This window comes from uncultured Streptococcus sp. (genome assembly GCF_901875575.1).
In the GTDB taxonomy this organism is placed as follows: Bacteria; Bacillota; Bacilli; order Lactobacillales; family Streptococcaceae; genus Streptococcus.
Genome location: NZ_CABFMF010000026.1, coordinates 1 through 5,202, shown reverse-complemented (window position 1 = coordinate 5,202; position 5,202 = coordinate 1). Strand labels below are relative to the sequence as shown.

Below are 5,202 nucleotides of genomic sequence, written 5' to 3'. Positions count from 1 at the left end.
GGTCCGTTGGTCAAGGGGTTAAGACACCGCCTTTTCACGGCGGTAACACGGGTTCGAATCCCGTACGGACTATGGTGTATTGCGGTAGTAACACTTGATGAAAAAAGATTAAAAAAGTTTCAAAAAAGTGTTGACAAGTAGAAGAGGCTGTGATATACTAAGATAGTTGTCGCTTGAGAGAGATTGAGTGACAAAGACCTTTGAAAACTGAACAAGACGAACCAATGTGCAGGGCACTACAACAGAAGTTGTAGTACTGAACAATGAAAAAACAATAAATCTGTCAGTGACAGAAATGAGTGAGAGCTCAAACTTTTAATGAGAGTTTGATCCTGGCTCAGGACGAACGCTGGCGGCGTGCCTAATACATGCAAGTAGAACGCTGAAGGAGGAGCTTGCTTCTCTGGATGAGTTGCGAACGGGTGAGTAACGCGTAGGTAACCTGCCTGGTAGCGGGGGATAACTATTGGAAACGATAGCTAATACCGCATAATATTGACTATTGCATGATAGTCAGTTGAAAGGTGCAATTGCACCACTACCAGATGGACCTGCGTTGTATTAGCTAGTTGGTGGGGTAACGGCTCACCAAGGCGACGATACATAGCCGACCTGAGAGGGTGATCGGCCACACTGGGACTGAGACACGGCCCAGACTCCTACGGGAGGCAGCAGTAGGGAATCTTCGGCAATGGACGGAAGTCTGACCGAGCAACGCCGCGTGAGTGAAGAAGGTTTTCGGATCGTAAAGCTCTGTTGTAAGAGAAGAACGAGTGTGAGAGTGGAAAGTTCACACTGTGACGGTATCTTACCAGAAAGGGACGGCTAACTACGTGCCAGCAGCCGCGGTAATACGTAGGTCCCGAGCGTTGTCCGGATTTATTGGGCGTAAAGCGAGCGCAGGCGGTTAGATAAGTCTGAAGTTAAAGGCTGTGGCTTAACCATAGTACGCTTTGGAAACTGTTTAACTTGAGTGCAAGAGGGGAGAGTGGAATTCCATGTGTAGCGGTGAAATGCGTAGATATATGGAGGAACACCGGTGGCGAAAGCGGCTCTCTGGCTTGTAACTGACGCTGAGGCTCGAAAGCGTGGGGAGCAAACAGGATTAGATACCCTGGTAGTCCACGCCGTAAACGATGAGTGCTAGGTGTTAGACCCTTTCCGGGGTTTAGTGCCGTAGCTAACGCATTAAGCACTCCGCCTGGGGAGTACGACCGCAAGGTTGAAACTCAAAGGAATTGACGGGGGCCCGCACAAGCGGTGGAGCATGTGGTTTAATTCGAAGCAACGCGAAGAACCTTACCAGGTCTTGACATCCCTCTGACCGCTCTAGAGATAGAGTTTTCCTTCGGGACAGAGGTGACAGGTGGTGCATGGTTGTCGTCAGCTCGTGTCGTGAGATGTTGGGTTAAGTCCCGCAACGAGCGCAACCCCTATTGTTAGTTGCCATCATTTAGTTGGGCACTCTAGCGAGACTGCCGGTAATAAACCGGAGGAAGGTGGGGATGACGTCAAATCATCATGCCCCTTATGACCTGGGCTACACACGTGCTACAATGGCTGGTACAACGAGTCGCAAGCCGGTGACGGCAAGCTAATCTCTTAAAGCCAGTCTCAGTTCGGATTGTAGGCTGCAACTCGCCTACATGAAGTCGGAATCGCTAGTAATCGCGGATCAGCACGCCGCGGTGAATACGTTCCCGGGCCTTGTACACACCGCCCGTCACACCACGAGAGTTTGTAACACCCGAAGTCGGTGAGGTAACCGTAAGGAGCCAGCCGCCTAAGGTGGGATAGATGATTGGGGTGAAGTCGTAACAAGGTAGCCGTATCGGAAGGTGCGGCTGGATCACCTCCTTTCTAAGGATAAGGAACTGCGCATTGGTCTTGTTTAGTCTTGAGAGGTCTTGTGGGGCCTTAGCTCAGCTGGGAGAGCGCCTGCTTTGCACGCAGGAGGTCAGCGGTTCGATCCCGCTAGGCTCCATTGGTGAGAGATCACCAAGTAATGCACATTGAAAATTGAATATCTATATCAAATAGTAACAAGAAAATAAACCGAAACGCTGTAGTATTAAAAAGAGTTTATGACTGAAAGGTCAGAAAATAAGGTTAAGTTAATAAGGGCGCACGGTGGATGCCTTGGCACTAGGAGCCGAAGAAGGACGTGACAAACGACGATATGCCTTGGGTAGCTGTAAGTAAGCGATGATCCAGGGATTTCCGAATGGGGGAACCCAACAGGTACTACCTGTTACCCGCATCTGTTAAGGATGTGAGGAGGAAGACGCAGTGAACTGAAACATCTAAGTAGCTGCAGGAAGAGAAAGCAAAAGCGATTGCCTTAGTAGCGGCGAGCGAAACGGCAGAAGGGCAAACCGAAGAGTTTACTCTTCGGGGTTGTAGGACTGCAATGTGGACTCAAAGATTATAGAAGAATGATTTGGGAAGATCAGCCAAAGAGAGTAAGAGCCTCGTATTTAAAATAGTCTTTGTACCTAGCAGAATCCTGAGTACGGCGGGACACGTGAAATCCCGTCGGAATCTGGGAGGACCATCTCCCAACCCTAAATACTCCCTAGTGACCGATAGTGAACCAGTACCGTGAGGGAAAGGTGAAAAGCACCCCGGGAGGGGAGTGAAATAGAACCTGAAACCGTGTGCCTACAACAAGTTCGAGCCCGTTAATGGGTGAGAGCGTGCCTTTTGTAGAATGAACCGGCGAGTTACGTTATGATGCGAGGTTAAGTTGAAGAGACGGAGCCGTAGGGAAACCGAGTCTGAATAGGGCGGATTAGTATCATGACGTAGACCCGAAACCATGTGACCTACCCATGAGCAGGTTGAAGGTGCGGTAAGACGCACTGGAGGACCGAACCAGGGCACGTTGAAAAGTGCTTGGATGACTTGTGGGTAGCGGAGAAATTCCAAACGAACTTGGAGATAGCTGGTTCTCTCCGAAATAGCTTTAGGGCTAGCGTCGACATAAAGATTCTTGGAGGTAGAGCACTGTTTGGGTGAGGGGTCCATCCCGGATTACCAATCTCAGATAAACTCCGAATGCCAATGAATTATGGTCGGCAGTCAGACTGCGAGTGCTAAGATCCGTAGTCGAAAGGGAAACAGCCCAGACCACCAGCTAAGGTCCCAAAATAATTGTTAAGTGGAAAAGGATGTGGGGTTGCACAGACAACTAGGATGTTAGCTTAGAAGCAGCTATTCATTCAAAGAGTGCGTAATAGCTCACTAGTCGAGTGACCCTGCGCCGAAAATGTACCGGGGCTAAAACAATTTACCGAAGCTGTGGATACCTTTATAGGTATGGTAGGAGAGCGTTCTATGTGTGGAGAAGGTGTACCGTGAGGAGCGCTGGAACGCATAGAAGTGAGAATGCCGGTATGAGTAGCGAAAGACAGGTGAGAATCCTGTCCACCGTAAGACTAAGGTTTCCAGGGGAAGGCTCGTCCGCCCTGGGTTAGTCGGGACCTAAGGAGAGACCGAAAGGTGTATCCGATGGACAACAGGTTGATATTCCTGTACTAGAGTATGTAGTGATGGAGGGACGCAGTAGGCTAACTAAAGCAGACGAATGGAAGAGTCTGTCTAAGCAGTGAGGTGTGATAGGAGTCAAATGCTTCTATCTGTAACATTGAGCTGTGATGGGGAGCGAAGTTTAGTAGCGAAGTTAGTGACGTCACACTGCCAAGAAAAGCTTCTAGCGTTTAAACATACTCTACCCGTACCGCAAACCGACACAGGTAGTCGAGGCGAGTAGCCTCAGGTGAGCGAGAGAACTCTCGTTAAGGAACTCGGCAAAATGACCCCGTAACTTCGGGAGAAGGGGTGCTGACTTTAAGTCAGCCGCAGTGAATAGGCCCAAGCAACTGTTTATCAAAAACACAGCTCTCTGCTAAATCGTAAGATGATGTATAGGGGGTGACGCCTGCCCGGTGCTGGAAGGTTAAGAGGAGTGCTTAGCGGTAACGCGAAGGTATGAATTGAAGCCCCAGTAAACGGCGGCCGTAACTATAACGGTCCTAAGGTAGCGAAATTCCTTGTCGGGTAAGTTCCGACCCGCACGAAAGGCGTAATGATTTGGGCACTGTCTCAACGAGAGACTCGGTGAAATTTTAGTACCTGTGAAGATGCAGGTTACCCGCGACAGGACGGAAAGACCCCATGGAGCTTTACTGCAGTTTGATATTGAGTGTCTGTACCACATGTACAGGATAGGTAGGAGTCTATGAGATCGGGACGCCAGTTTCGAAGGAGACGTTGTTGGGATACTACCCTTGTGTTATGGCCACTCTAACCCAGATAGGTTATCCCTATCGGAGACAGTGTCTGACGGGCAGTTTGACTGGGGCGGTCGCCTCCTAAAAGGTAACGGAGGCGCCCAAAGGTTCCCTCAGAATGGTTGGAAATCATTCGCAGAGTGTAAAGGTATAAGGGAGCTTGACTGCGAGAGCTACAACTCGAGCAGGGACGAAAGTCGGGCTTAGTGATCCGGTGGTTCCGTATGGAAGGGCCATCGCTCAACGGATAAAAGCTACCCTGGGGATAACAGGCTTATCTCCCCCAAGAGTTCACATCGACGGGGAGGTTTGGCACCTCGATGTCGGCTCGTCGCATCCTGGGGCTGTAGTCGGTCCCAAGGGTTGGGCTGTTCGCCCATTAAAGCGGCACGCGAGCTGGGTTCAGAACGTCGTGAGACAGTTCGGTCCCTATCCGTCGCGGGCGTAGGAAATTTGAGAGGATCTGCTCCTAGTACGAGAGGACCAGAGTGGACTTACCGCTGGTGTACCAGTTGTCTTGCCAAAGGCATCGCTGGGTAGCTATGTAGGGAAGGGATAAACGCTGAAAGCATCTAAGTGTGAAACCCACCTCAAGATGAGATTTCCCATGATTATATATCAGTAAGAGCCCTGAGAGATGATCAGGTAGATAGGTTAGAAGTGGAAGTGTGGCGACACATGTAGCGGACTAATACTAATAGCTCGAGGACTTATCCAAAGTAACTGAGAATATGAAAGCGAAGGTTTTCTTGAATTGAGTAGATATTCAATTTTGAGTAGGTATTACTCAGAGTTAAGTGACGATAGCCTAGGAGATACACCTGTACCCATGCCGAACACAGAAGTTAAGCCCTAGAACGCCGGAAGTAGTTGGGGGTTGCCCCCTGTGAGATATGGAAGTCGCTTAGCT

2 tRNA genes and 3 rRNA genes are annotated in these 5,202 nt (G+C 49.7%); all 5 read left to right on the top strand.

Annotation, left to right across the window (positions count from 1 at the left end):
* The 5 genes from QZ114_RS06855 to rrf all read left to right on the top strand — a co-directional run bounded on the left by QZ114_RS06855 (position 1) and on the right by rrf (position 5,201).
* Positions 1-72, top strand: a tRNA-Glu gene (locus QZ114_RS06855).
* A 242-nt stretch (positions 73-314) separates the two neighbouring features.
* Positions 315-1,860, top strand: a 16S ribosomal RNA gene (locus tag QZ114_RS06850).
* 51 nt (positions 1,861-1,911) lie between these two features.
* A tRNA-Ala gene (locus QZ114_RS06845) sits at positions 1,912-1,984 on the top strand.
* Positions 1,985-2,107: 123 nt separating this feature from the next.
* Positions 2,108-5,010 (top strand): 23S ribosomal RNA (locus QZ114_RS06840).
* A 75-nt stretch (positions 5,011-5,085) separates the two neighbouring features.
* Positions 5,086-5,201 (top strand): 5S ribosomal RNA (gene rrf, locus QZ114_RS06835).
* The 16S, 23S and 5S rRNA genes sit together here with 2 tRNA genes alongside, the layout of an rRNA operon.
* The last annotated feature ends 1 nt before the right edge of the window (position 5,202 follow it).